At 71.8% G+C, this 19,044-nt stretch carries 24 protein-coding genes; 19 read left to right on the top strand and 5 right to left on the bottom strand.

Annotated features, from left to right (window positions below):
* Positions 1 to 236: 236 nt before the first annotated feature.
* Positions 237 to 1,490, bottom strand: coding sequence for a glycosyltransferase (locus I5071_RS20225; RefSeq protein WP_236607129.1), 1,254 nt, complete (start codon positions 1,488 to 1,490; stop codon positions 237 to 239).
* A gap of 97 nt (positions 1,491 to 1,587) precedes the next feature.
* Here I5071_RS20225 and I5071_RS20220 point away from each other — a divergent pair, with 97 nt between their 5' ends.
* Genes I5071_RS20220 through I5071_RS20210 form a run of 3 tightly spaced genes read left to right on the top strand, consistent with a single transcriptional unit; the run spans position 1,588 to position 2,590 of the window.
* Entirely contained in the window at positions 1,588 to 1,791 is a 204-nt protein-coding gene (locus tag I5071_RS20220; protein WP_236607128.1) for a YgaP family membrane protein, read from the top strand.
* Positions 1,788 to 2,333: an RNA polymerase sigma factor gene (locus I5071_RS20215; RefSeq protein ID WP_236607127.1), complete on the top strand. Its 546-nt coding sequence runs from the start codon at positions 1,788 to 1,790 to the stop codon at positions 2,331 to 2,333. Before I5071_RS20220 ends, I5071_RS20215 begins: the two co-directional genes overlap by 4 nt.
* Positions 2,330 to 2,590, top strand: a complete 261-nt coding sequence (locus I5071_RS20210; RefSeq protein WP_236607126.1) for a hypothetical protein — start codon at positions 2,330 to 2,332, stop codon at positions 2,588 to 2,590. The genes I5071_RS20215 and I5071_RS20210 overlap by 4 nt, the downstream gene beginning before the upstream one ends.
* 4 nt (positions 2,591 to 2,594) lie before the next feature.
* On the opposite strand, the gene I5071_RS20205 is transcribed toward I5071_RS20210, so the two are convergent.
* A complete protein-coding gene (locus I5071_RS20205; RefSeq protein WP_236607125.1) occupies positions 2,595 to 3,062 on the bottom strand; it encodes a hypothetical protein in 468 nt (155 codons plus the stop codon).
* 82 nt (positions 3,063 to 3,144) lie between these two features.
* Here I5071_RS20205 and I5071_RS20200 point away from each other — a divergent pair, with 82 nt between their 5' ends.
* Positions 3,145 to 3,465, top strand: coding sequence for a hypothetical protein (locus I5071_RS20200; protein WP_236607124.1), 321 nt, complete (start codon positions 3,145 to 3,147; stop codon positions 3,463 to 3,465).
* A gap of 36 nt (positions 3,466 to 3,501) precedes the next feature.
* Here the strand turns inward: I5071_RS20200 and I5071_RS20195 are convergent, their stop codons facing one another.
* A complete protein-coding gene (locus tag I5071_RS20195) occupies positions 3,502 to 4,098 on the bottom strand; it encodes a DUF6940 family protein (protein WP_236607123.1) in 597 nt (198 codons plus the stop codon).
* On the bottom strand, positions 4,095 to 4,871 hold the full coding sequence (locus I5071_RS20190) for a helix-turn-helix domain-containing protein (protein WP_236607122.1): 777 nt from the start codon (positions 4,869 to 4,871) through the stop codon (positions 4,095 to 4,097). Before I5071_RS20190 ends, I5071_RS20195 begins: the two co-directional genes overlap by 4 nt.
* Positions 4,872 to 4,952: 81 nt before the next feature.
* On the opposite strand from I5071_RS20190, the gene I5071_RS20185 reads away from it, so the two are divergent.
* Both I5071_RS20185 and I5071_RS20180 read left to right on the top strand, forming a co-directional pair.
* Positions 4,953 to 5,837, top strand: coding sequence for an alpha/beta hydrolase (locus tag I5071_RS20185; RefSeq protein ID WP_236607121.1), 885 nt, complete (start codon positions 4,953 to 4,955; stop codon positions 5,835 to 5,837).
* On the top strand, positions 5,837 to 6,298 hold the full coding sequence (locus tag I5071_RS20180; protein ID WP_236607120.1) for a nuclear transport factor 2 family protein: 462 nt from the start codon (positions 5,837 to 5,839) through the stop codon (positions 6,296 to 6,298). Before I5071_RS20185 ends, I5071_RS20180 begins: the two co-directional genes overlap by 1 nt.
* Positions 6,299 to 6,302: 4 nt before the next feature.
* Here I5071_RS20180 and I5071_RS20175 read toward each other — a convergent pair whose 3' ends face one another.
* A complete protein-coding gene (locus I5071_RS20175) occupies positions 6,303 to 7,934 on the bottom strand; it encodes a PfaD family polyunsaturated fatty acid/polyketide biosynthesis protein (protein WP_236607119.1) in 1,632 nt (543 codons plus the stop codon).
* A gap of 227 nt (positions 7,935 to 8,161) precedes the next feature.
* Here I5071_RS20175 and I5071_RS46645 point away from each other — a divergent pair, with 227 nt between their 5' ends.
* The 13 genes from I5071_RS46645 (at position 8,162) to I5071_RS20115 (ending at position 19,040) form a co-directional block, all read left to right on the top strand.
* Positions 8,162 to 8,290: a hypothetical protein gene (locus I5071_RS46645; protein WP_268921242.1), complete on the top strand. Its 129-nt coding sequence runs from the start codon at positions 8,162 to 8,164 to the stop codon at positions 8,288 to 8,290.
* A gap of 31 nt (positions 8,291 to 8,321) precedes the next feature.
* The gene (locus I5071_RS20170; RefSeq protein ID WP_236607118.1) at positions 8,322 to 8,594 is read left to right on the top strand and encodes a Flp family type IVb pilin; all 273 of its coding nucleotides are present in this window, start codon (positions 8,322 to 8,324) and stop codon (positions 8,592 to 8,594) included.
* A 13-nt stretch (positions 8,595 to 8,607) separates the two neighbouring features.
* Positions 8,608 to 9,156 carry an A24 family peptidase gene (locus tag I5071_RS20165; RefSeq protein WP_236607117.1) on the top strand — a complete coding sequence of 183 codons (549 nt, stop codon included), beginning with the start codon at positions 8,608 to 8,610 and terminating at the stop codon, positions 9,154 to 9,156.
* 4 nt (positions 9,157 to 9,160) lie between these two features.
* Positions 9,161 to 10,051: a hypothetical protein gene (locus I5071_RS20160; protein ID WP_236607116.1), complete on the top strand. Its 891-nt coding sequence runs from the start codon at positions 9,161 to 9,163 to the stop codon at positions 10,049 to 10,051.
* Positions 10,048 to 11,904: a hypothetical protein gene (locus tag I5071_RS20155; RefSeq protein ID WP_236607115.1), complete on the top strand. Its 1,857-nt coding sequence runs from the start codon at positions 10,048 to 10,050 to the stop codon at positions 11,902 to 11,904. The genes I5071_RS20160 and I5071_RS20155 overlap by 4 nt, the downstream gene beginning before the upstream one ends.
* Before the next feature lie 90 nt (positions 11,905 to 11,994).
* A complete protein-coding gene (locus I5071_RS20150; RefSeq protein WP_236607114.1) occupies positions 11,995 to 12,558 on the top strand; it encodes a TadE/TadG family type IV pilus assembly protein in 564 nt (187 codons plus the stop codon).
* Positions 12,552 to 13,517: a hypothetical protein gene (locus I5071_RS20145; RefSeq protein WP_236607113.1), complete on the top strand. Its 966-nt coding sequence runs from the start codon at positions 12,552 to 12,554 to the stop codon at positions 13,515 to 13,517. Before I5071_RS20150 ends, I5071_RS20145 begins: the two co-directional genes overlap by 7 nt.
* 15 nt (positions 13,518 to 13,532) lie before the next feature.
* Entirely contained in the window at positions 13,533 to 14,324 is a 792-nt protein-coding gene (gene cpaB / locus I5071_RS20140) for a Flp pilus assembly protein CpaB (RefSeq protein ID WP_236607112.1), read from the top strand.
* 30 nt (positions 14,325 to 14,354) lie between these two features.
* Entirely contained in the window at positions 14,355 to 15,221 is an 867-nt protein-coding gene (locus I5071_RS20135; RefSeq protein ID WP_236607111.1) for a type II secretion system F family protein, read from the top strand.
* Between the two features lie 20 nt (positions 15,222 to 15,241).
* Positions 15,242 to 16,153 (top strand): type II secretion system F family protein, encoded by a 912-nt coding sequence (locus tag I5071_RS20130; protein ID WP_236607110.1) that lies wholly within the window; start codon positions 15,242 to 15,244, stop codon positions 16,151 to 16,153.
* A complete protein-coding gene (locus tag I5071_RS20125) occupies positions 16,146 to 17,006 on the top strand; it encodes a hypothetical protein (RefSeq protein ID WP_236607109.1) in 861 nt (286 codons plus the stop codon). The genes I5071_RS20130 and I5071_RS20125 overlap by 8 nt, the downstream gene beginning before the upstream one ends.
* A gap of 25 nt (positions 17,007 to 17,031) precedes the next feature.
* On the top strand, positions 17,032 to 18,336 hold the full coding sequence (locus tag I5071_RS20120) for an FHA domain-containing protein (RefSeq protein ID WP_236607108.1): 1,305 nt from the start codon (positions 17,032 to 17,034) through the stop codon (positions 18,334 to 18,336).
* Positions 18,321 to 19,040, top strand: coding sequence for a hypothetical protein (locus I5071_RS20115; protein WP_236607107.1), 720 nt, complete (start codon positions 18,321 to 18,323; stop codon positions 19,038 to 19,040). Before I5071_RS20120 ends, I5071_RS20115 begins: the two co-directional genes overlap by 16 nt.
* The last annotated feature ends 4 nt before the right edge of the window (positions 19,041 to 19,044 follow it).

Genomic DNA, 19,044 nt, shown 5'->3' with positions numbered 1-19,044 from the left:
TGGATAGCGCGACCGTGAGGTCGCGTGTGTCACGGTTCCGTCATTGGGGGCAAGGGCGGAAGCGTGCTGTGCGCACGGTCAGGCGCGATCTCGCACAGGGTTCGCTGACGCAGCGTGTCAGTGCGTATCGCTCGCACGACAGGCAGCGGTCGGCGGGAGGGTTCGCCGCACGAGCCCTCCGGAAGAGAAGGGCTGATTGCAGCGCGCTCGCGCGTCAGCGCAAGCGCGCGTCGCCATCAGTGCGTCAAGCGCGCGAGCTTCTCGATGACGAAGCGCGCGGCGACGTCGGCGCCGTCGTCGCGCATCCGGGTCGCGACCGCGAGCGCGCGGGCGCGGACGTCGGGGCGCAGTGCGATCGCGAGCGCGCGCTGGAGCCTTCGTGCGTCGAGACGCTGCAGAGGAAACGTCGCGCCGAGCTCCATCGCCTCGATGCGGCGGCCCCAGAACGGTTGATCCGCGTAGACCGACGCGATGACGCTCGGCAGCCCGGCGCGCAGCGTCGCGTGGACCGTGCCCGCGCCGCCGTGGTGCACCGCGGCGCGACAGCGCGGCAGGACGTATGCGTGATCGAGCTCGCCCGCGATGCGCACGTGCGGCGCGTCGGTCTCGAGCGACGACGCGGTCCATCCCGCCGCGATCAGCGCGCGGACACCGAGCCGCGCGGTCACGCGCTCGATCATCGCGAGCGTCGCGCGCGGATCGACCATCGGCAGCGAGCCGAACCCCACGTAGACCGGCGCATCCCCCTCGTCGATCCATGCGTCGAGCTCGGGATCGATCGGCGGATCGAGCGACACGTCGAGGGCCCACTCGCCGGTCGACATCACGTTCGGCGGGACGTCGGAGGGATGCGGCAGCAGCGCGTCGTCCCACGCGTGCAGCACCGGGACCCGCGCGCGACGCGCCTCGGCGTATCCGTCGCGACGCAGCGCGGACAGTCCGACGCGACGGCGGCGCGCGTCGACACGATCGGCATGCAGTGCCCACATCGCGCGCTCCGCGGCGAGGTGCGTCGCGGCGTTGAGCGGGCCGAGCGAGCGCGATGCGATCATCGGCGAGGGATACGCGCGCGTCGGCGCGCCGGCCGGAATCATAAGCCCGATCGCGAGCGGCATGCGCGCGACATCGATCGAGGCGAGCGCGAAGGGCACCGAGAGCGCGTGCACGACCATCGCGTCGGCGCGCTCCGCGACGTCGGCGACACGATCGGCGATGCCCTCCCAGCGCGGCTCGAGGAACGCCCACATCTCGCGCGCCCAGGTGATGCGATCCCCGCGCGCCAGCACGCGCTGGCCGCGCTCCGACTGCATCAGCGCCTGCACGTCGCCTGGCAGCGCGACGAAGCGCACGCCCGCGCTCATCACGAAGGGCGCGAAGTTCTCGGGCGCCGCGAGCTCGACGTCGGCGCCGCGCATCGCGAGCGCGCGGGCGAGGGCGACGAAGGGCTGCACGTCTCCGCGCGAGCCTTGGGCGACGAGGGCGATCCGCATCTTCCGAAAGGCGCGGAGGATGCCACGATCGCGGACGGGTGGGGACCGTGAATCCTTTTCGTCGCGAGCGGGCTTCTCCGGGTGTCAGGAGGGCCTCGTGGGACGAAACGTGGGTGGATGGGATCGTGCGGCGCGCGCGGTGGGCGCGCTCGGAATGATCGTGTGCGCGGTGATCGCGCCGATGCCGCTGGTCGCGCGGGTCGGGCTCGTGGTGATCGCGCTCTACGTCACGGGCACGGCGCTGGTCGGGACGTGCCTCGGCTATCGTCTGATGGGCAAGAGCACGTGCCCGGTACGATGAGCCACGACGAGACGCTCCGCGCGGCGATCGCAGGCGAAGGTGACGCGCTGGAGGCGCTGGTGCGCGCGTACCACGATCGCGTGTATCGCTTCGGCCTGCGCGCGTGCCGTGATCGCTTCGACGCGGACGACGCGGTGCAGGAGGCGTTCGCGAAGCTCGCGCTGCGGCCCGACGTGCAGCGCGATGCGAGCGCGCTCTCGTGGCTGATGTCGGTGGTGCGCAACGCGTGCCTGCGCTTGTTGCGCCCGTTCGCGCGCGCTCGGGCGAGGCTCGGCGAGCGCGTCGACGATCTCGAGGCCGTGGAGAGCGAGACGGTCACGCCCGAGGCCGCGATGCAGCGCTTCGAGCTCGTCCAGCGCGTGCATCGCGCGATCGCGGCGCTCGCGCCGACCTACCGCGAGGTGCTGATCCTGCGCGACCTCGAGGGATGCTCGGGCGAAGAGGTCGCGGCGACGCTGGGGATCAGCGAGGCCGCGATGAAGAGCCGACTGCACCGCGCGCGATCACTGGTGCGCGACGCGCTGCTGGAGGACGCGCGATGACGTTCGGGAGCCGCAGCGTGGGCGCGCATCTGGTGCGCGGCGCGATCGGGATCGGTGCGCTGATCGCGGCGATGACGATGCGCGAGACGTGGAGCGCGATCGTGCTCGTGGTGATCGCGCTGATCGCGCTGCGTGGGTGCCCGATGTGCTGGACCCTCGGCCTGGTCGAGACGGTGATCGCGAGGGTGCGCGGACGACGCGTCGAGGACGCGTGTGTGAGTGGAGCGTGCGCGCTGCGTCGGGGCCGAGCGCCGTGAGCGCTCAGTGGAACGTGCGGTCGCGCGGGGGGCTCGCGACCTGGACGCGCAGCGGCGCGAGGTGCGCGATGCGATCGCGGTCGATCTTCGTTCCGCGATCCGGCACGCCGATCGCGCCGTCGGCCATCTCGGGCACGAAGAGGATCGGCGTCCCCGCGCCGTCGTATCCGAGCTGCACCAGCAGATCGCTCTCGAATCGACGACAGCGCTTCTCGCAGCAGAAGAACGGATCGGCGACGCGATAGAACCCCTCGTGCGGCAGCGGCTCGAGGTGCACCGCGTGCTCGCGGCTCGGCAGCAGCGTGCCCGGCGCGTCGAAGCGCGCCTTGTTCGCGACCCACCGCGTCGGCAGGTACACGCCCGGCCCGGGGTCGCCGTGATCGTGGAAGTACACGAGACGTCCCGCGGGGACCGAGCCGATCGGCGCGCGCGTGACGTAGAGACCGCAGGGCGGAAGCGGTGAGTCGCTCATCGCGCGATGTCTGGAGCGCCCGAGCTGCGACGTCCAGCGCCGGAGTTGCGGTGGACGTCCGCCTGCGCGCATGTTGCGAGTCGTGTCCGACATCCCGTTCCACGGCCTGGTGTGGGCCCTCGCCGCGCTGATCACGACCGGCGTGTGCGGCCTCGGGCTCGCGCTCCAGCCGCTCTTCGTGCTGCTCGCGCGGCGCGGGAAGGGTGCGGCGAGGCGTCACGTGCTCGGTGCGTTCGTGGGCCCGCTGCTCGCGACGATCGTGGGCGCGATCGCGCTCTTCGTGGCCGAGCACGCGAGCATCGAGACCAAGCGCACGCTCGACTCCGTCGCGCTGCTCGTCCCGGTGCTCGCGCTGGTCATCTGGGCTGGCGTGTCGTTCGCGCTGCTGCGCCCGCGCGCGTGATCGGGCCGCGAGCGCGACCAGCCGACGTGCGCGGCGTCACGAGCGGGCACGGCGATACGCGTCGTGGCGATAGTACTTCGGTCGCGCGTCGAGGCGCAGATGCAGCCACGACACGCCGAGCCCGGCGGTGCTCACCCAGAGCGGCGCGTCACCGATCCGCGCGAGGATCGCGCGCGCCAGCTTCGCGAAGAGCATGTCGACCTGCGCGGGCGGCGCACCGCGCACGAACGCCGCGAGGTGCGCGTAGCTCGCGTCCGCCGCGCGCGGCGCGGGCACGATCAGCGTGGCGTCGCGACCGAGGTTCGGGAACACCAGCACGTCGCCCGCGGGCTCCGCGTCGAAACGCTCCTCGAAGTCGCTCGGGTCCGCGGTGATGCGCGCGAGCGCGGGCGCGTCGATCAGCGCGTGCTCGTAGGTCGTGTCGAGCGTGCTCGCGGTGAGCGGCGGCGTCTCCCAGAAGAACGCCGTCCAGCGCGACTCGGCGAGCGTGCGCGCGAAGAACGCGCGGAACGGCGCGCTGTCGCGCAGGAGTGCGAGCACCTCGGCGCGCGAGAGGGCGCGTCCGTTCGCGTCGAGCACGTTCGCAATCATGGTGCTCGTGCCTTCGTCGGTCGCTCGTGTGCTCCAGGTCATCGCGTCGTTCCTCTCGCGTAGGCGGCGGGCGTGACGCCTACGATGCGCCGGAAGTGTCGTCCGAAGTGGCTCTGATCCGCGAACCCGAGCGACATCGCGACCTCGAGCGCGCCGGTCCCCGATGCGAGCGCCGCGCGTGCTCGTTCGATCCGCACCCGAAGGTGGTACGCGTGCGGCGTGGTGCCGATCTCGCGTCGGAACCGCCGCACCAGCACGAACTTGTCGCTCCGCGCGAGGTGCGCGAGCTCGTCGAGGGCGACGTTGCGATCGAGCGTCGCATCGAGGTGCGCGAGCGCCCGCGCCACGGCGTCGTCTCGCGTGCGGCGTGCGCGTCCGAAGCGCAGCGCGCTGCGCGCGCGGAGCCCTTCGAGCAAGAGCGCGATCGACTCCTCGCGCAGCGCGGTGTCGAACGGGCACGCGGAGACACGCGTGATCGCGTCGTGGAGCTCGGGCAGCGTGTCGTGGAACGTCATCGGCGCGTACTCGATCGCGTCGTCGAGCAGCGCGGGATCGACGTCGATCGACACGAACGCGACGTCGGACGGGTCGGACGCCCACACGCATCCCGGCGCGCGCACGCAGATCGCGTCCTCGGGATAGTCGCGCCGCGCTCCGTCGCTGATCACGCGGTGCGCCGGGCCGCGCTTCAGGCACACGCCGAGGCTCGTGCTCACGCGCTCCGGGAACGCGCGCAGCGCGCGTGGCGCCTCGACGATCTCGATGCCGCTCGCGTGCACCACGCGGCAGCCCTCGAGCGCGCGCGTCGCGCTCAATCGGCCCTCGCGGTCGACAAGAACGTTCTAGCCCTCGATCGCGCGACCTCGATATTCGCAAGGCGACGAGGAGCGAACGACATGATCGAACGCGTAGTGCTCGAGAGCGAAGGGTGCAAGCTCGTGGGTCGGCTCCATCTGCCGCACGGCGCGAGCGCGGTGAGCCCGCTGCCCGGTGTGGTGATCGGCGGCTCGTGGCTCACGGTGAAGGAGCAGATGGCCGCGCGGTACGCGGACCGTCTCGCGAGCGAAGGAATCATCGCGCTGACCTTCGACTTCCGCGGGTTCGGCGAGAGCGACGGCACGCCGCGGCAGCACGAGTCGCCGGAGAAGAAGGCGCAGGACTTCGTGGCGGCGGCGCGCTTCCTCGCGGCGCGGCCCGAGGTCTCGGGCGTCGGCGCGCTCGGTGTGTGCGCGAGCGCGGGATACCTCGTGAAGGCCATCGCGGAGCACGACCTGCCGGTCGCGTCGCTCGTCACGATCGCCGCGTGGCTCCACGACGCAGCGATCGTGCGCGCGTTCTACGGCGGCGAGGAGGGCGTCGCCGCGCGGCTCGCCGCGGCGGAACGCGCAGGCGCCGACGAGACCATCCCCGCCGCGAGCGCGACCGATCCCCGCGCCGCGATGTTCGGCCCGTTCGACTACTACCTGAGCCCTTCGCGCGCCGCGATCCCCGAGTGGCCCAACGAGATGACGACTCGCTCGTGGCGCGACTGGCTCTCGTTCGATCCCATCCCGCTCGGCGCGCGCGTCCACGTGCCTTCGCTTCACGTGCACTCGCACGCGGCGGCCACGCCCGGCGGCCTCGAGCGGATGATCGCGACGATGCGGGAGCCCACGCCGCGCGTGATCTGGCGTGACGGCGACCAGTTCGCGTTCTACGACGACGAGGCCACGGTGCGCGCTGCCGCGTCGGATGCAGCCGCGTTCTTCCGTGAGACGCTGGTGAGCGGAGGAGCGCGTTGATGGAGATCACGCTGCGGGTCGCGGAGCTGCTGCAACGGCTCGCGCACGGTGTCGACCAGCTCGACTGGGACGCGGTGCGGCCGCTCTTCGCGGAGCGCGCGCGCATCGACTACACGTCGCTCGACGGCGGCGATCCGGTCGAGCTCGCGCGCGAGGATCTGATCGGCGCGTGGAGCGCGATGCTCCCGGGCTTCGACGCGACCGAGCACATGATCGCGTGGCCGCTCGTGACGCGACGGGGCGAGCTCTGGCACGTGCGCTCGCAGGTGATGGCGTGGCACCGCATCGGCGGCGGCGCGCAGCCGTCGATCTGGGAGATCGGCGGCCGCTACGATCACCTGCTGCGCGATCGCGAAGGACGCCTCGAGATCGTCGCGATGACGCTCGAGGTCGCGTGGCAGCGCGGAGACGACCTCCGCCCTCGCGCCGCCGAGCGCGCGAAGCGGGGCGAAGGTCGCTGAGCGATCACTCGAGCGGGCGCGGCGCGAAGCGGAACGATGCCGCCGGCACCGGCACGCCGTAGGTGCGCAGCTGCTGCGCGCGCGTCACGACCGCCGCGCCCTCGAGCAGGTTGCGCGCGATCTGCACCGCGGTGCGCGCCTCGGGCTTCTCGAGGAACGAGCCCTTCACCCAGTCGTTGAACGCGCCCATCGCGGGGCCGCACCAGATCTGGTAGTCGAGGCGCCGCGAGGGCTCGCCCGTGATCGCCCAGCGGCTCGAGAGCCCGAGGTACCAGCGGAAGCACAGCGCCATCTTGTGCTTCGGATTCGCGGTGGCCTTCTCGAGCTCGCGCGGATCACGCTCGCGCCAGAACGACTGGGTCGCGGCCCACACCTCGTCGACGCTCGTGCCGAGCACTTCCTTCTCGAGCTTCGCGCGCGCCGCGGGCGAGAGCGACTCGAGCGAGTCGTGCGAGTGGTAGACCTCGTAGAGGCGCAGGCCGCGCGTGCCGAACATCGTGCCGCGACGCAGCACCTGGACCTTCACGCCCATCTCGAACATGTCGGCGGCGGGCGCCATGATCACGTCCGCGAGCCCCGCCTGCGCGAGCATCACGCGGCCCGCTTCGCTGAGGCCGCTCTCGATCGCCGCCTGGTTCACCGAGCCGGTGAGCACGTACGACGCGCCGAGCGCGAACGCCGACGCGACGCTCGAAGGCGTGCCGAGGCCACCCGCCGCGCCGACGCGGATCGGGCGCGTGTAGCCCTGCTCGCGCGCGATCTCGTCGCGCAGCGCCATGATGATCGGGAACACCGCGCCGAGCGGGCGATTGTCGGTGTGGCCGCCGCTGTCCGACTCGACCGTGATGTCCTCGGCGATCGGCACCCGGCGCGCGAGGCGCGCTTCGTCGGCGGTGATGAGCCCCTTCGAGAGGAGCGCGTCGAGCATCGCCTGCGGTGCCGGCATCAGGAACGGACGCGCGACCTCGGGGCGCGAGATCTTCGCGAACACGTGGTGCCGTCGCTCGATCGTCCCGTCGGGCCGCTCGCGCAGGCCGACGACCGCGTAGCGCACGATCGCGGGCGTGAGCGCCATGAACGCCGACGCCTCGACCCGGCGCACGCCGCGCTGGATCAGGAGGTCGGCGACCGCGGCCTCGAGCTCGGGCTCCTGCGGCGAGTGGATGAGGTTCACGCCCCACGCGAGCTCGGGCGAGCCGCCGAGCTCGCGCACCAGCTCGTCGACCGCCGCCTCGACGCGGGGCTTCGCGAGCCCCGCTGCGCCGAAGAACCCGAGCATGCGCGCGCGCGCCATCGCGATGACGAGGCGCGTGGTCGCGATGCCGTTCGCCATCGCGCCGGTGCAGTACGGAAAACGGACTCCGTGCGCCTCTTGGAACGAGCGATCGCCGAGCCACTCCGGATAGAGCGCGGGGAGCGTCGCCATCCACAGCTCGCTCGGCGCGCCGTTCACCGTCTTGCCCGCGCGCGGCTCGCCCGCGAACGCGACGCCGAGCTTTCCGCTCTTCGCGTCGCGCACGACGTGCACGGGCTCGCGCACGCGATGGCACGCGGCCTCGATGTCGCTCGCTGAATACGCGGGCGCGCTCGCGCCCTGAGAGGACCAGAGGCCGATCGGCTGGAGGTCGGTCGCCATATGGGGCGGCGAGGGTGTCACGCGTTGGCGCGAGCGCCAAGCGTGGCCCGCGACATGTGGGCGGCACGCGCGCGTGCCCGCGCGCCGCACGGACGCTCTCGCGGAAATCCCGAGCGAATTGCTCATGGATCGGTGCGATCCGAGTGGCACGCGTGCTGCGATGAGGGTCCCGCATGGCAAGCGTGGGGGGACGGCGCGCGCTCGTGAGGGACACGAGAGGCGCCGTGATGGCCGAGTACATCGTCATCACTGCGACGGTGGGGCTCGTCGTGGCCGCCGCGGCGGCCGCGATCGGCGTGCCGCTCGTCCAGTCCTTCCAGTTCGCACAGACGTTCCTCGTCCTTCCGTTCCCGTGAGCGCGGGAGTCGTCGGCAGGGCGGAGAGCACGTGAGTCGAGACATCGAGACATCGAGAACCAAGGAGAGAACAGTGGAACAGTCGACCCACCTCGAGACGACGCGCGCGCGCAAGCGCTCGCTGCTGCGCAACACCGTCGGCGCGAGCTTCACCGAGTACATCCTGATGATCGGCCTGATCGTCATCGCCGGCATCGTGGCGTGGTCGACGTTCGGTGCGGCGATCGACGGTGCGATCACCGGCCAGGGCAACACGATGACGGATGTGGCCAACGGCGGTCGCCGCGAGGGCGGCGGGGGCTGACGTGGGCGCTGCGATGGAGACGGTCGAGCTCGGGTATGCCGTGCTGATCGTGGTGGTCGCGCTCGCCGCGATCACCGACGCACGCACGGGGCACATTCCGAATTGGATCACGCTCCCGGCGCTCGCGCTGGGCGTGGTGTTGCACCTCGTCACCGAGGGAGTGCCCGGGCTCGTCGTCTCCGTCGCGGCGGTCTGTGCCTGCGCGATCGTGCCGTATCTGCTGTTCCGGCGGGACGCGATGGGCGGCGGCGACGTGAAGCTCCTCGCCGCGATCGGCGCGCTCGCGGGGGTGCGCGCCGGGATGGAGATCCAACTGGCCACCTTCGTCGTCGCAGCCGTGTGGGTGATGACGAAGATGGCATTCCGCGGGCGGCTGACTGCCACGCTGGGCCGGACTGCGAGAGTGGCAGTCGCGAACGTGCGTCGTGCGCCCCTGCCCGAGACTCGCGAGCTCGATCCCGAGATGACCGATGCGGTCCGGCTCGGTGTGCCCGCGCTCGCGGCGACGATCTTCTGCGTCCTCTCGAGGACGCTCGCGTTCTCGCCCTTCTTCGGAGGATGAGCCGATGCGCCTCGCCCGGGATACGCGCGGTGTCGCGTACACCGAGTTCCTCATCGCGTTCATGCCGTTCTTCGCGCTGGTGCTCGGCCTGACGCAGCTCGCGCTGCTCGGTCAGGCACACCTCGCGGTGCGGCACGCGGCGAACGCGGCGGTGCGCTCGGCAGTGGTCGTCGTCGACGACGATCCGGCGCGCTACGGCGAGCAGCCACGACGTGAGCTCGATCCTCGAGCGCGGGGCACCGGCGGCTCGAACGCGCTGTTCCAGATGCTCGGCGCGACCGGGATCTCGCGGCGCGGTGATGCGCGCACCCGCGACATCCGGCTCGCGGCGTACGTCCCGCTGCTCGCGATCTCGCCGGCGCGGAATCAAATCTTCTCGACCAGCCAGCGCCAGTCGATCCAGCGCGCGGTCGGCACGGGAGAGCTCTCGCGCGCCGGCTTCGGGATGCTCTACGTGCTCGGCGCGAGCGGCGTGGTGGTGGGGCAGCGTGGTCGCGCCACGCGCTACGCCGAGGGCGACGACGTGACGGTCCGCGTGACCCACGCATATCCGTGCCTCGTCCCGCTGGCGTCGCGGCTCCTCTGCGACAACTGGATCGAGCTGCAGACCGGATTCCCGATCACGACGACACGTGATCTGATCGATCGACTCCGCGGCGGCGTCGCGGGCCCCGACGACATCCGCGCGATCATGGCGGCACAGCGTCGGGTGCGCGATCAGCGCGACCGACTGCGGGACTCGCGCGATCCCCTCCGCGACCTCGACGAGGCCGAGCTCGCGGGCTTCCTCTGGACGACGATCGCGACCGGCACGCGCTTCCGACTCCTCACCGCCGAAGCGACGCTCCCGCTGCACTCGGCGCCCTATCCGTACCAGAGCGAGGTGCGTCGATGAGCCGCTCGATCCGGCACGACGAGCGAGGCGCGATGATCGTGATCGGCCTCTTCTTCGCCGTGATGCTGTCGGGGTTCCTCTACTACCTCATCGGCATCGGCGAGACGATCGTCTATCGCGAGACGATGCAGGACGCGGCCGACGCGGGCGCGTTCTCCGCCGCAGTCGTCCACGCGCGAGGGATGAACATCCTCGTGCTGATCAACATGATCATGGCCGCGCTCCTCGCGGTGCTGATCGCGCTGAAGCTGATCGAGACGCTGATCATCGGAGCGATCGCGGTGTGCGCAGCGCTCGCGTTCGTGACCTTCGGCGCGACGCTGGCCGCGATTCCTCCGCTCAACGTCGCGCGCACCGCGGTCAGCAACGTCCACCGCGCGACCCAGCGCGTCGTGTTCCCGCTGCTCCGGATCGGCAATCGGACTGCGCGCATCGTGCGCGTCGCGATCCCGCCCGCGGCGACGGTGCGCGCCTACGACGTGGCGATGGACGACGTGTACGCGCCGTCTCCGACGTTCGCGTTCACCTGGCCGATCGGAATTGGGCGCTCGCTGCCGACGGAAGACGGTGACTTCCGCCTGCTGTGCCGCAAGGGCGGCGAGGCAGTCGGCGAGGTCGTCGCGCTCCCGTTCCGCCGCATCCACAGCCGCATCGCGAGCTGGGTTCGCAGCGCGACGGGCTCGCTCGCGGCGACGTTCTCCGAGTGGTTCTGCAGCGGCTCGGGCGGGCCTCCGAGCTACTCGTATCCGATCGAGTTCGCGATCCCCGAGGTCGACACCCCCGCGGCGCGCGAGTGCCGCGACTGCCAGGGCGACGACTGCGAGGCGATCTGCGAGCGCTCCGAGCAGGAACAGCAGTCGTCGCAGCCGGCGGAGGATGCCAATCCGTACGACTGCCCGACTCGCGCCGACGGCAGCGAAGAGCCGATGTGCACCCAGCGCGCAGTGGCGGCGCGCACCCAGTGCCAGCCGGGATCGGGGCCGCGCAAATTCGACTACGTCTATCAGGACGCGGAGATGACGCGCTGGTACTGGCGCGAGGCGATCCCGAACACCGACCCGGTGCAGTACCGAGATCGCCACACCGGCGACTCGCTCTCCGACGCATCCGACGAGACCCAGCAGGATCGCCTGAACCGCGCGGTGCGACGCACCTCGGAGCGCAATCCCTGCCTCGGCGCGGTCGGCTTCCCCGGCGCGGAGAACTGGTCGTGGACCTGGAGCACCGAGGACTTCACGGACCTCTGCGGTCGCAATCCGCCGACCATGCACCCCGACTATCTGCTCCCGGGATCGCAGCTGCCGATCGGTCGTGATCGCGCGGTGTCCTATCGATACCGGATCATCCGCCGCCTCTTCGCCTGTCACGAAGAGCGCAATCAGACGCTGCAGGTCGAGGGTGGCAGTGGTGTTCCCTCGAACACGAGCGACATGCGCCCTCAGCGCATGCGAGCGCGGGAGTCCGACGGGACCCCGATCGAGCTCGGAGAGGACTCGTTCCAGGTGCGCATGATCGTGACCGGCCGCGAGCCCGGCGCGCACATGGAGCGCGGCGTCGAGCTCGCGAACTGGGGCCGCGACGTCACGGGGCCGGGCGGGACGCTCGCGCTCTTGCGCAACTTCGGCGAGTACTCGGTGGCACAGGCCGAGTTCTTCTATCCCTCCACCGATCTCCGCGATCGCGAAGAGTGGATGTGGAACATGCGCTGGCGCGCGCGCATGCGCCGATTCGTCCCGCCCTTCGGCGACAGCGGCGGCTCGTCGTGCCGCGAGATGGCGGGAAGCGGCGGCAGCGGGAGCTGCGCCGAGACGTCGGGATTCGTCGGCGCGATGAGCGACGCGATCGTGCACTGAGCTTGCGCTCGACCCCAAACGCTGCGCGCGGGGCCCCAGCCCCGCTTGCACCTCGCCGGCACGGCTCGATTCCGACGTGGGAGAACACCGATGACGACATCGACTCGAAGGGCTCGCTCGCTGCTCCGCGACACGCGCGGTGCGGCCTATGCCGAGGTCGTGCTGATGATGCCGGTGTTCATCTCGCTCTTCGCGGGCATCGGCTTCTTCCATCACTTCTACATGGCGCGCATGGACGCGGCCGCGGAGGCGCGCCGCTGTGCGTGGGCCTATGCGAACGGCGGCTGCGATCAGGTGCCGGCGGGGTGCGAGGGAGTCGTCGGCGGCGCGGGCGGAGGGGCGGAGTCGCGCACGTCGCGTCCCGAGGTGAACAGTGGAATCGCCGATGCGCGCGAGGGTGTCGCGCAGATGGATCGCGACATGCCGCTCTCGGCGAGCCGCCGCATCTACGAGGCGATCCTCGGGAGCTCGACGACCGCTCGAGGATCGGAGTCGGTGCCGATGCCCGACTGGGTCGGTGGGGGCAGCCGCGACGCGCGCTGTGGCTACACCGTGGTCTGCAACGAGCGCGAGCAGACGCTCGGCGGGCTGATCCGCGAGGCGTTCTGCAACAAGGCCAACGACATCGGCGTGGGAGGCGCGCTCGGATGTTGAACGTCGGAAGCAAGCGCGCGGGACGAGCGCGCGCGATGTGGCGCGAGCGCGCCAAGGGCTTCGGTCGCGCCGCGGGGTTCCTCTCGCTGGTGTGGATCGCGGCGACGTTGGTCGCGGTGCGCGCGGCGCGCGCCGATCTCGACGAGGTGATGCTCGGCTTCGGCGCCGAGACGATGCACCTCGCGGAGGCGCGACAGCAGAGCGCGCCGACCGCGCTCTCGATCAACGGCGCCGAGATCCTCGTGTCGTCGGGCATGGACGATCGCGAGCTCGATGCGGTGCTCGACGTGTTCGAGGCGCGCTGTCGCGCGTCGGACGGACATCTCCACGCGCAGCTCGAGCGCGCGGGCGAGACCGAGGTCGCAGCGGGCGGCTGGCTCGACGGCACGCTGCGCGAGGACGACGACGATCGCGGCTACGTCGCGTGCCTCGACCTCGGTCCCGAGGACGTCGAGCCCTCGGCGCTGCTCGAGCGGGTGCAGCGCTTCGTCGACACCGGCGATCTCGCAGCGATCGGCGAGCTCCGATACGTGTTCGCGGAGCGCGCGGAGCACGGCACGCACTTCGTCGCGTACTGGACGGAGGGGAGCTTCCCGATCTCCACGATGTTCCCGAGCGAAGGGGACGCGCCGGGCCGTGACGTCGACGGGGTGTCGCGTCCGCCGGGATCGCGGCGCGTGCTCTCGGCGCGCGCGGGCGACGAGCCCTATGCGCTCACCGTCTTCACCGGCGCGAGCATGGGAGTCGACGGGCTCGAGCGCTTCTATCGCGACTCGCTCTCGAGCGAGGGATTCCGACTGCTCGAGCCGGAGGCGCTCGAAGGACGAGCGTACGAGTCGGACGGCGCGCTCGGGCTCGTCGCGGAGCGCGACGGACGGATGGTGACCGTGGTGATGGTGGACGACCCCGAGGCGGGTCCGACGGTCGAGATGCTCGAAGCATCTGTCAGCACGTTTTGACCGCAGGAGTGAGCGATGAAGATCGGAGCATTCGTGGCATCGATGATCGTGGCGCTCCTCGGCGTGGGCGCGATGTTCGTGTCGATGCAGCAGTACCAGGCGCGCACCAGCGGCGGCGTGCCGGTGCAGGTCGTGATCGTCACGCGCGATCTCGCGCCCGGCACCGTGCTCACCGAGGACGCGCTCGGCGTGCGCTCGATGCCGGAGTCGTACGTCGAGCGGCGCCACGTGAGGCCCGCGGACGTGCACATCATCCTCGGGCTGCGCGTGCGCTCGCGCGTCGAGACCAACGAGTCGCTGGTGTGGAGCGACGTCGAGACCGGCGAGGAGGGCGCGCGTGAGCTCTCGCGCCTCGTGCGCAGCGGCGTGCGCGCCGTGACGGTCAACGTCGACGGCGCATCGGGCTTCGATGGCCTCTTGCGCGCGGGTGATCGCGTCGACGTGTTCCACCACGCGACGCGCGACGGCGAGGGCCCGGTGACGACTCCGCTCCTCCAGAACGTGCTCGTGATGGCGGTGCGCGGCGACGTGGGCCGCGGGAGCGATCACGAGTGCGGCGGTGGGAGCAGCCAGCACGTGACGCTCGCGGCGACCGCCGAGCAGGGCCAGCTCCTGCTGCACGCCGACTCGTCGGGCTCGATCGGCCTCACGCTGCGCAACCCGACCGACATCGCGATCGTCGACTCGCTCGACACCACCACCGACGGTGACCTGCGCGACCCCGAGCAGCTGCGACGGCTGCAGTCGCCGGTCGGTGCGGACCCGCTCGCGGCCGTCACGGCGCCCGCCGACGTGCGCGCCGACTGACGCGCATCGGAGCGCGAAAGGAGTCGAATCGTGGACTCGGTGCTGAGCATGGGATGGACGGCGATTGCCGCGCTCGCGCTGACCGGCGTCGGGCTGCTCGGCGCGGCCTGGAGCCAGCTCGGGCGCGACGACAGCCGTACGCGGCGCGGCTGGGCGCGCTACGTCGTGCTGCTCGATCGCGACGTCTCGTTCCTCCGGCTCGAGATCGCCGCGCCGCGGTTCGCGCAGATCCAGCTCGCGATCTCGGTCGCGCTGCTGATCCTCGCGTTGATCCTGCGCAATCCGGTGCCGGTGTTCCTGGTGCCGCTGGTGTTCGGTGCGCCGCTCGCGATGCTGCGGCGCGCGCGCGACAAGCGCGTCGCGTCGATGGAGGACCAGCTCGACGGCTGGATGATGGGCCTCGCGAACACGCTGCGCGCGACGCCCGCGCTCGGCGAGGCGATCGACTACTCGTCGAAGATCGTCGGCGCGCCGCTCGCGGACGAGTTCGACTTCCTCCTCAAGGAGCGCTCGCTCGGCGTGCCCCTCGACGACGCGCTCCGCAACACCGGCGCGCGCATCGGGAGCCGCGCGATCGGCGCGGTGCTCTCGACGCTCGTCGTCGGCCGCACCACCGGCGGCAGCCTCCCCGAGATCCTCGAGACCTCGGCGGCGCAGCTGCGGGAGATGGCGCGCCTCGATGGAGTCATCCGCACCAAGACCGCCGAGGGGCGCTCGCAGGCGTGGGTGCTCGCGCTGATGCCCTTCGGTCTGCTCGCGGCGATCCAAGCAGTCGATCACGACTTCTTCGAGCCGCTGCTGCTCTCGATCACCGGCTGGATCGTCATCGCGATCTCGACCGGGCTGTGGGCCATCGCGGTGTTCAGCGCGAAGAAGATCCTCGAGATCGACGTGTGATCGAAGGAGGCCAGTCGACCATGTCGGAGATTGCTGCAGCTCCCTGGCTTCCCTGGGCCGCGCTCGCGATGCTCGGAGTCGGGCTCTTCGGCGCGACGCTCGTCGTCTCGTTCGTGCCCGCGGTCGCGAGCCCCTCGCTCGGTCCGCGCGGCGCGCAGCGACAGCGTGCGAAGAGCGGAGGTCCGTTCGGCGCGCTCGAGCCGATGGTGCGCGTGGTCGCGGGGTGGATCGCGCTCCTGCCGCCCGCAGAGTGGCGCGGTCGGGTGGAGGCCGATCTCCTGCGCTCCGGCTACTGGCTCGGTCTGACGGCCGACGAGGTCGCCGCGATGTCGGCGCTCTACGCGGTCGGGCTCGGGGTCGCGGGCACCTGGCTCACGGTGCGCTTCGGTTGGTCGCCGCTCGTGCCGGTGCTCTTCGTCACGATCGGCGCGGCGCACCCGTTCTCGCAGCTGCGCGACGCGACGGCGCGACGGCAGAAGGAGATCGAGCGCCGACTTCCCGAGGCGGTCGATCTGCTGAGCCTCTGCATGGGCGCCGGCCTCGACTTCCCGTCGTCGCTGCGACGCTTGATCCTCGACGGACTGCCGAAGGGCACGCCCACCGCGGACGAGCTCGGGCGCATCCTCGACGAGCTCGAGCTCGGTCACACCCGCGCGAAGGCGCTCACCGGCTTCGCCGATCGTGTGCCCACGCGCCCGGTGCGCGACTTCGTCGGCGCGATCGTGCAGGCCGAAGAGAAGGGCACGCCGCTCGCGGAGATCCTCAAGATCCAGGCGCGCGTGCTGCGGATGCGCCGCAGCGTGCTCGCGGAGGAAGCGGCGGCACGCGCTGCGATGCAGCTGATGATCCCGCTCGTCCTGATCTTCGTCGCGATCATGCTGCTCGTGCTCGGGCCGGTCGCGATCACCGTGATGGAGATCGGCAATGTCTAAGCTTCGGATCACGCTCCCCGACGGCTCGGAGCTCGAGGCCCCGATCGTCGGTCGCACCACGATCGGCACCAGCGCGAGCGCGGGAGTCCGGCTCCCCGCCGATCTCGAGATCGAGGGAGAGCACTTGTTGCTCGTCCCGCGCGAGGATGGCTGTTGGATCTCCGTCGCTCGCAATGCGCGGACTCCGGTGCTCCGCGATGGCGCGGTGCTACAGGACGCGACCGTGCCGTGGGGCGCGCGCCTCGTGATGGGCGGCGTGACGCTCGAGGTCGGTGTGCGCGCGGGCGCCGGGGAGGGCAGTCGCGTCCGGACGCTGCTCCTCGCGATGGTGGTCGGGATCGCAGCGCTGCTCGCGGTCGCGGTGGTGCGCAATCGGAGCGCACGTGCGGAGTCGCTGCGCGACGGGTCGCTCGAGCCCTCTGCGCTCTTCGACGCGCCTGGTGACTGTGCCGACGCGGCCGACGCGCGCACCGAGGGTGCAGAGTCGCTGCGCGTGGCGCGCGCCCGCGGAGAGCGATTCCGCTACGACTACCAGGACGGCATCGCGGCGGTGTCCGCCTATTCGCGGGCCGAGCAGTGCTTCCTCGCCGCGGGCGCGGTGCCGGCGGCCGAGCGCGCGCAGCGTGAAGGGCACGCGATGCGCGAGGAGATCGAGGGCACGTACCGCCGGCTGCGTCTGTCGCTCCAGCAGTCGCTCGATCGCGGCGACGACGCGACGGCGCTCGACACGCTGCGCGAGCTCCGCGAGCTGACGCACCACCGACGCGACGACTACACGGCGTACCTCGCCGAGCTCGAGCGCGAGCTCCAGCTCGATCTCGGCCTCCTGCTCGACGACCAGGGAGCGCGATGAATCCCGTGCACAACGAGGAGATCCGATGATGTCCACTGCACAGAGCGCAGCGCAGGGCAGCGCGCCGCGCGTCGACGCACCGCAGGGTCGCGTCACCGTGCTGCGCGGTTGGTCGACGACGTACGTCTGGGAGATCCCGCCCGGTGCGGGACGCACCGAGGTCGGCGTCGGCAGCGGTCCGGTGGGGTGGCGCATCGAAGCGAACGGCGTCGCGCCGCGGCACCTCGATCTCGTGTGGGACGGAGAGGCGATCTGGGTCGTCCCGTACGCGCCGGTGCTGGTCGACAGCACGCCGATCGCGAGCGCGGTGCGGCTCGAGGGCCGTCACGTCGTGGAGCTCGGATGGGCCGCGATCGAGCTCGCGACCACCGCGCGCGCGGCGCGACGCTTCGACCCGAAGCGCACGATCCTCGGTGGGCCCGCGATGGACGTGCCCGCGCTCGACGACGGTCGACCGACGATCCCGGCGGGCGCGCTGGGCGCCGACGCGATGGGCCGCCCGTCGATCGCGCCGGCGCTCCCCGCGGCGCCCTCGATGCCTGCGCTCCCCGCGGTCGCGAGCGAGGTCGTGCCCGCGCCGCTGGCGGTCCACGCGCCCGCGATGGGCCACGCGATGATCTCGCCGGTGAACGGCTTCGCCGACGTCACGGTGGTGAGCCGCGCGGTGTCGCAGGCGACCGTGATGTCGCTCGAAGCACCTCCCGGCCCGCTGCCCGCCGCGATGCGCCCGCACCTCGGACAGGCGCCGATCGCGAGCGAGCCCGCGGCCGCGCCGGTCGTGGCGGCGCCCTCGGTGAGCCCGCCTGGCGCCGAGGACGCGGCGTTCTCGGAGCCGCCGAAGCGTCGCGGGGTCCCGCCGCGGACGCTCGCGCTCGCGCTCGCGTTCGTGGCGCTCTCGGCCGTCGCGATCGGCGTCAATCACATGCGGCAGGCCCGCGCCCGCGCGATGGCGCGCGAGCAGGCGGAGCTCGTGGCGACGACGGTCGCCGAGGCCGAGACCGAGGTGCAGGCCCAGACCGAGACCGTGGACTCCGATGCTCCGGAGACGGACTCCGATGCTCCGGAGACGGACTCCGATGCTGCGGCGACTGCCGTGGTCGCTCCCGATTCGGTCGCTCCGGTCGTCGATGCCGAAGGTCGCACCGCGCTCTCTCGCGCGATCGATCTGGTGGCCGCGGGCCGATGGGGGGACGCGGCGCGCGAGTACGAAGCTCTCGCGACCGAGCATCCCGAGAACGGCGAGTACCGCGTGATCGCGCGGATGCTCCGGCGTCGTCTCGAAGCGGCGTGCGCCGCGAGCGGAGGAGGTGCGTCGTGCGCGCAGCCGTGATGGTCGTCCTGGTCGCGCTGGGTCTCTGTGCCGCGTGCGGAGCGCCGCCTCCGTCGCGCGCGCGCGTGGCGCTGCCGGTGGTGTTCGCCGCGGAGCGCGATCCCGGCGAGCCGCTCGCCGGGGTGCGCGTGCACGTCGCCGGCGACGACCACGGCGTGACCGGCGAGGACGGAACGCTCCGCGTGATGATCGACGAGACCGAGGGCGCTCGGCTCGCGATCGCCGCGGAGTGCCCCGCCGGACACCGCAGCGCGGAGGTCGCGGACGAGATCGTCGTGCGCGCGGTCGAGTCGCTGCGCGGCGAAGAGCCGCGCCTCCACTATCCGATCCGCTGCGCGCCCACCGAGCGCCGCGTCGCGCTGCTCGTGCGCACCGGTGGCGAGGCCGACCTCCCGGTGCGCGTCGCGGGCCGCGAGGTCGCGAGGACCGACGCCGCAGGCGCCGCGCAGGTGGTGCTCGCGATGGCGCCCGGCAGTGCGTTCCGCGTGACGCTCGGCACCGAGGGCGACGAGCGACTGCGCCCCGTCGATCCGGTGCGCGCGTTCACCGTCGGCGACCGCGACGAGATCGTCGTGCTCGATCAGCACTTCGAGCACGTGCGCGGCCGATCGGGGCGTCGTCCGACGCCGGAGCCGGAGCCCGAGGTGGAGGTCGCGCCGGAGCCCCCGTCGGAGCCCACGCGTCCGCCCGAGCGCCTCAACTGACGCG

The sequence above is a fragment of the Sandaracinus amylolyticus genome (assembly GCF_021631985.1).
Lineage (GTDB): Bacteria > Myxococcota_A > Polyangia > Polyangiales > Sandaracinaceae > Sandaracinus > Sandaracinus amylolyticus_A.
The sequence above is the reverse complement of the archived record's forward strand: the minus strand, read 5'-3'. Positions and strand labels throughout refer to the sequence as shown.

Bases quoted from the DNA above. Each gene is read 5' to 3' on its own strand.
- I5071_RS20225 (WP_236607129.1), bottom strand. From the start codon at position 1,490: ATGCGGATCGCCCTCGTCGCCCAAGGCTCGCGCGGAGACGTGCAGCCC.
- I5071_RS20155 (WP_236607115.1), top strand. From the start codon at position 10,048: ATGAGCCGCTCGATCCGGCACGACGAGCGAGGCGCGATGATCGTGATC.
- I5071_RS20165 (WP_236607117.1), top strand. From the start codon at position 8,608: ATGGAGACGGTCGAGCTCGGGTATGCCGTGCTGATCGTGGTGGTCGCG.
- I5071_RS20150 (WP_236607114.1), top strand. From the start codon at position 11,995: ATGACGACATCGACTCGAAGGGCTCGCTCGCTGCTCCGCGACACGCGC.
- I5071_RS46645 (WP_268921242.1), top strand. From the start codon at position 8,162: ATGGCCGAGTACATCGTCATCACTGCGACGGTGGGGCTCGTCGTGGCC.
- I5071_RS20175 (WP_236607119.1), bottom strand. From the start codon at position 7,934: ATGGCGACCGACCTCCAGCCGATCGGCCTCTGGTCCTCTCAGGGCGCG.
- I5071_RS20185 (WP_236607121.1), top strand. From the start codon at position 4,953: ATGATCGAACGCGTAGTGCTCGAGAGCGAAGGGTGCAAGCTCGTGGGT.
- I5071_RS20120 (WP_236607108.1), top strand. From the start codon at position 17,032: ATGATGTCCACTGCACAGAGCGCAGCGCAGGGCAGCGCGCCGCGCGTC.
- I5071_RS20210 (WP_236607126.1), top strand. From the start codon at position 2,330: ATGACGTTCGGGAGCCGCAGCGTGGGCGCGCATCTGGTGCGCGGCGCG.
- I5071_RS20130 (WP_236607110.1), top strand. From the start codon at position 15,242: ATGTCGGAGATTGCTGCAGCTCCCTGGCTTCCCTGGGCCGCGCTCGCG.
- I5071_RS20195 (WP_236607123.1), bottom strand. From the start codon at position 4,098: ATGACCTGGAGCACACGAGCGACCGACGAAGGCACGAGCACCATGATT.
- I5071_RS20205 (WP_236607125.1), bottom strand. From the start codon at position 3,062: ATGAGCGACTCACCGCTTCCGCCCTGCGGTCTCTACGTCACGCGCGCG.
- I5071_RS20125 (WP_236607109.1), top strand. From the start codon at position 16,146: ATGTCTAAGCTTCGGATCACGCTCCCCGACGGCTCGGAGCTCGAGGCC.
- I5071_RS20160 (WP_236607116.1), top strand. From the start codon at position 9,161: ATGCGCCTCGCCCGGGATACGCGCGGTGTCGCGTACACCGAGTTCCTC.
- I5071_RS20215 (WP_236607127.1), top strand. From the start codon at position 1,788: ATGAGCCACGACGAGACGCTCCGCGCGGCGATCGCAGGCGAAGGTGAC.
- cpaB (WP_236607112.1), top strand. From the start codon at position 13,533: ATGAAGATCGGAGCATTCGTGGCATCGATGATCGTGGCGCTCCTCGGC.
- I5071_RS20145 (WP_236607113.1), top strand. From the start codon at position 12,552: ATGTTGAACGTCGGAAGCAAGCGCGCGGGACGAGCGCGCGCGATGTGG.
- I5071_RS20180 (WP_236607120.1), top strand. From the start codon at position 5,837: ATGGAGATCACGCTGCGGGTCGCGGAGCTGCTGCAACGGCTCGCGCAC.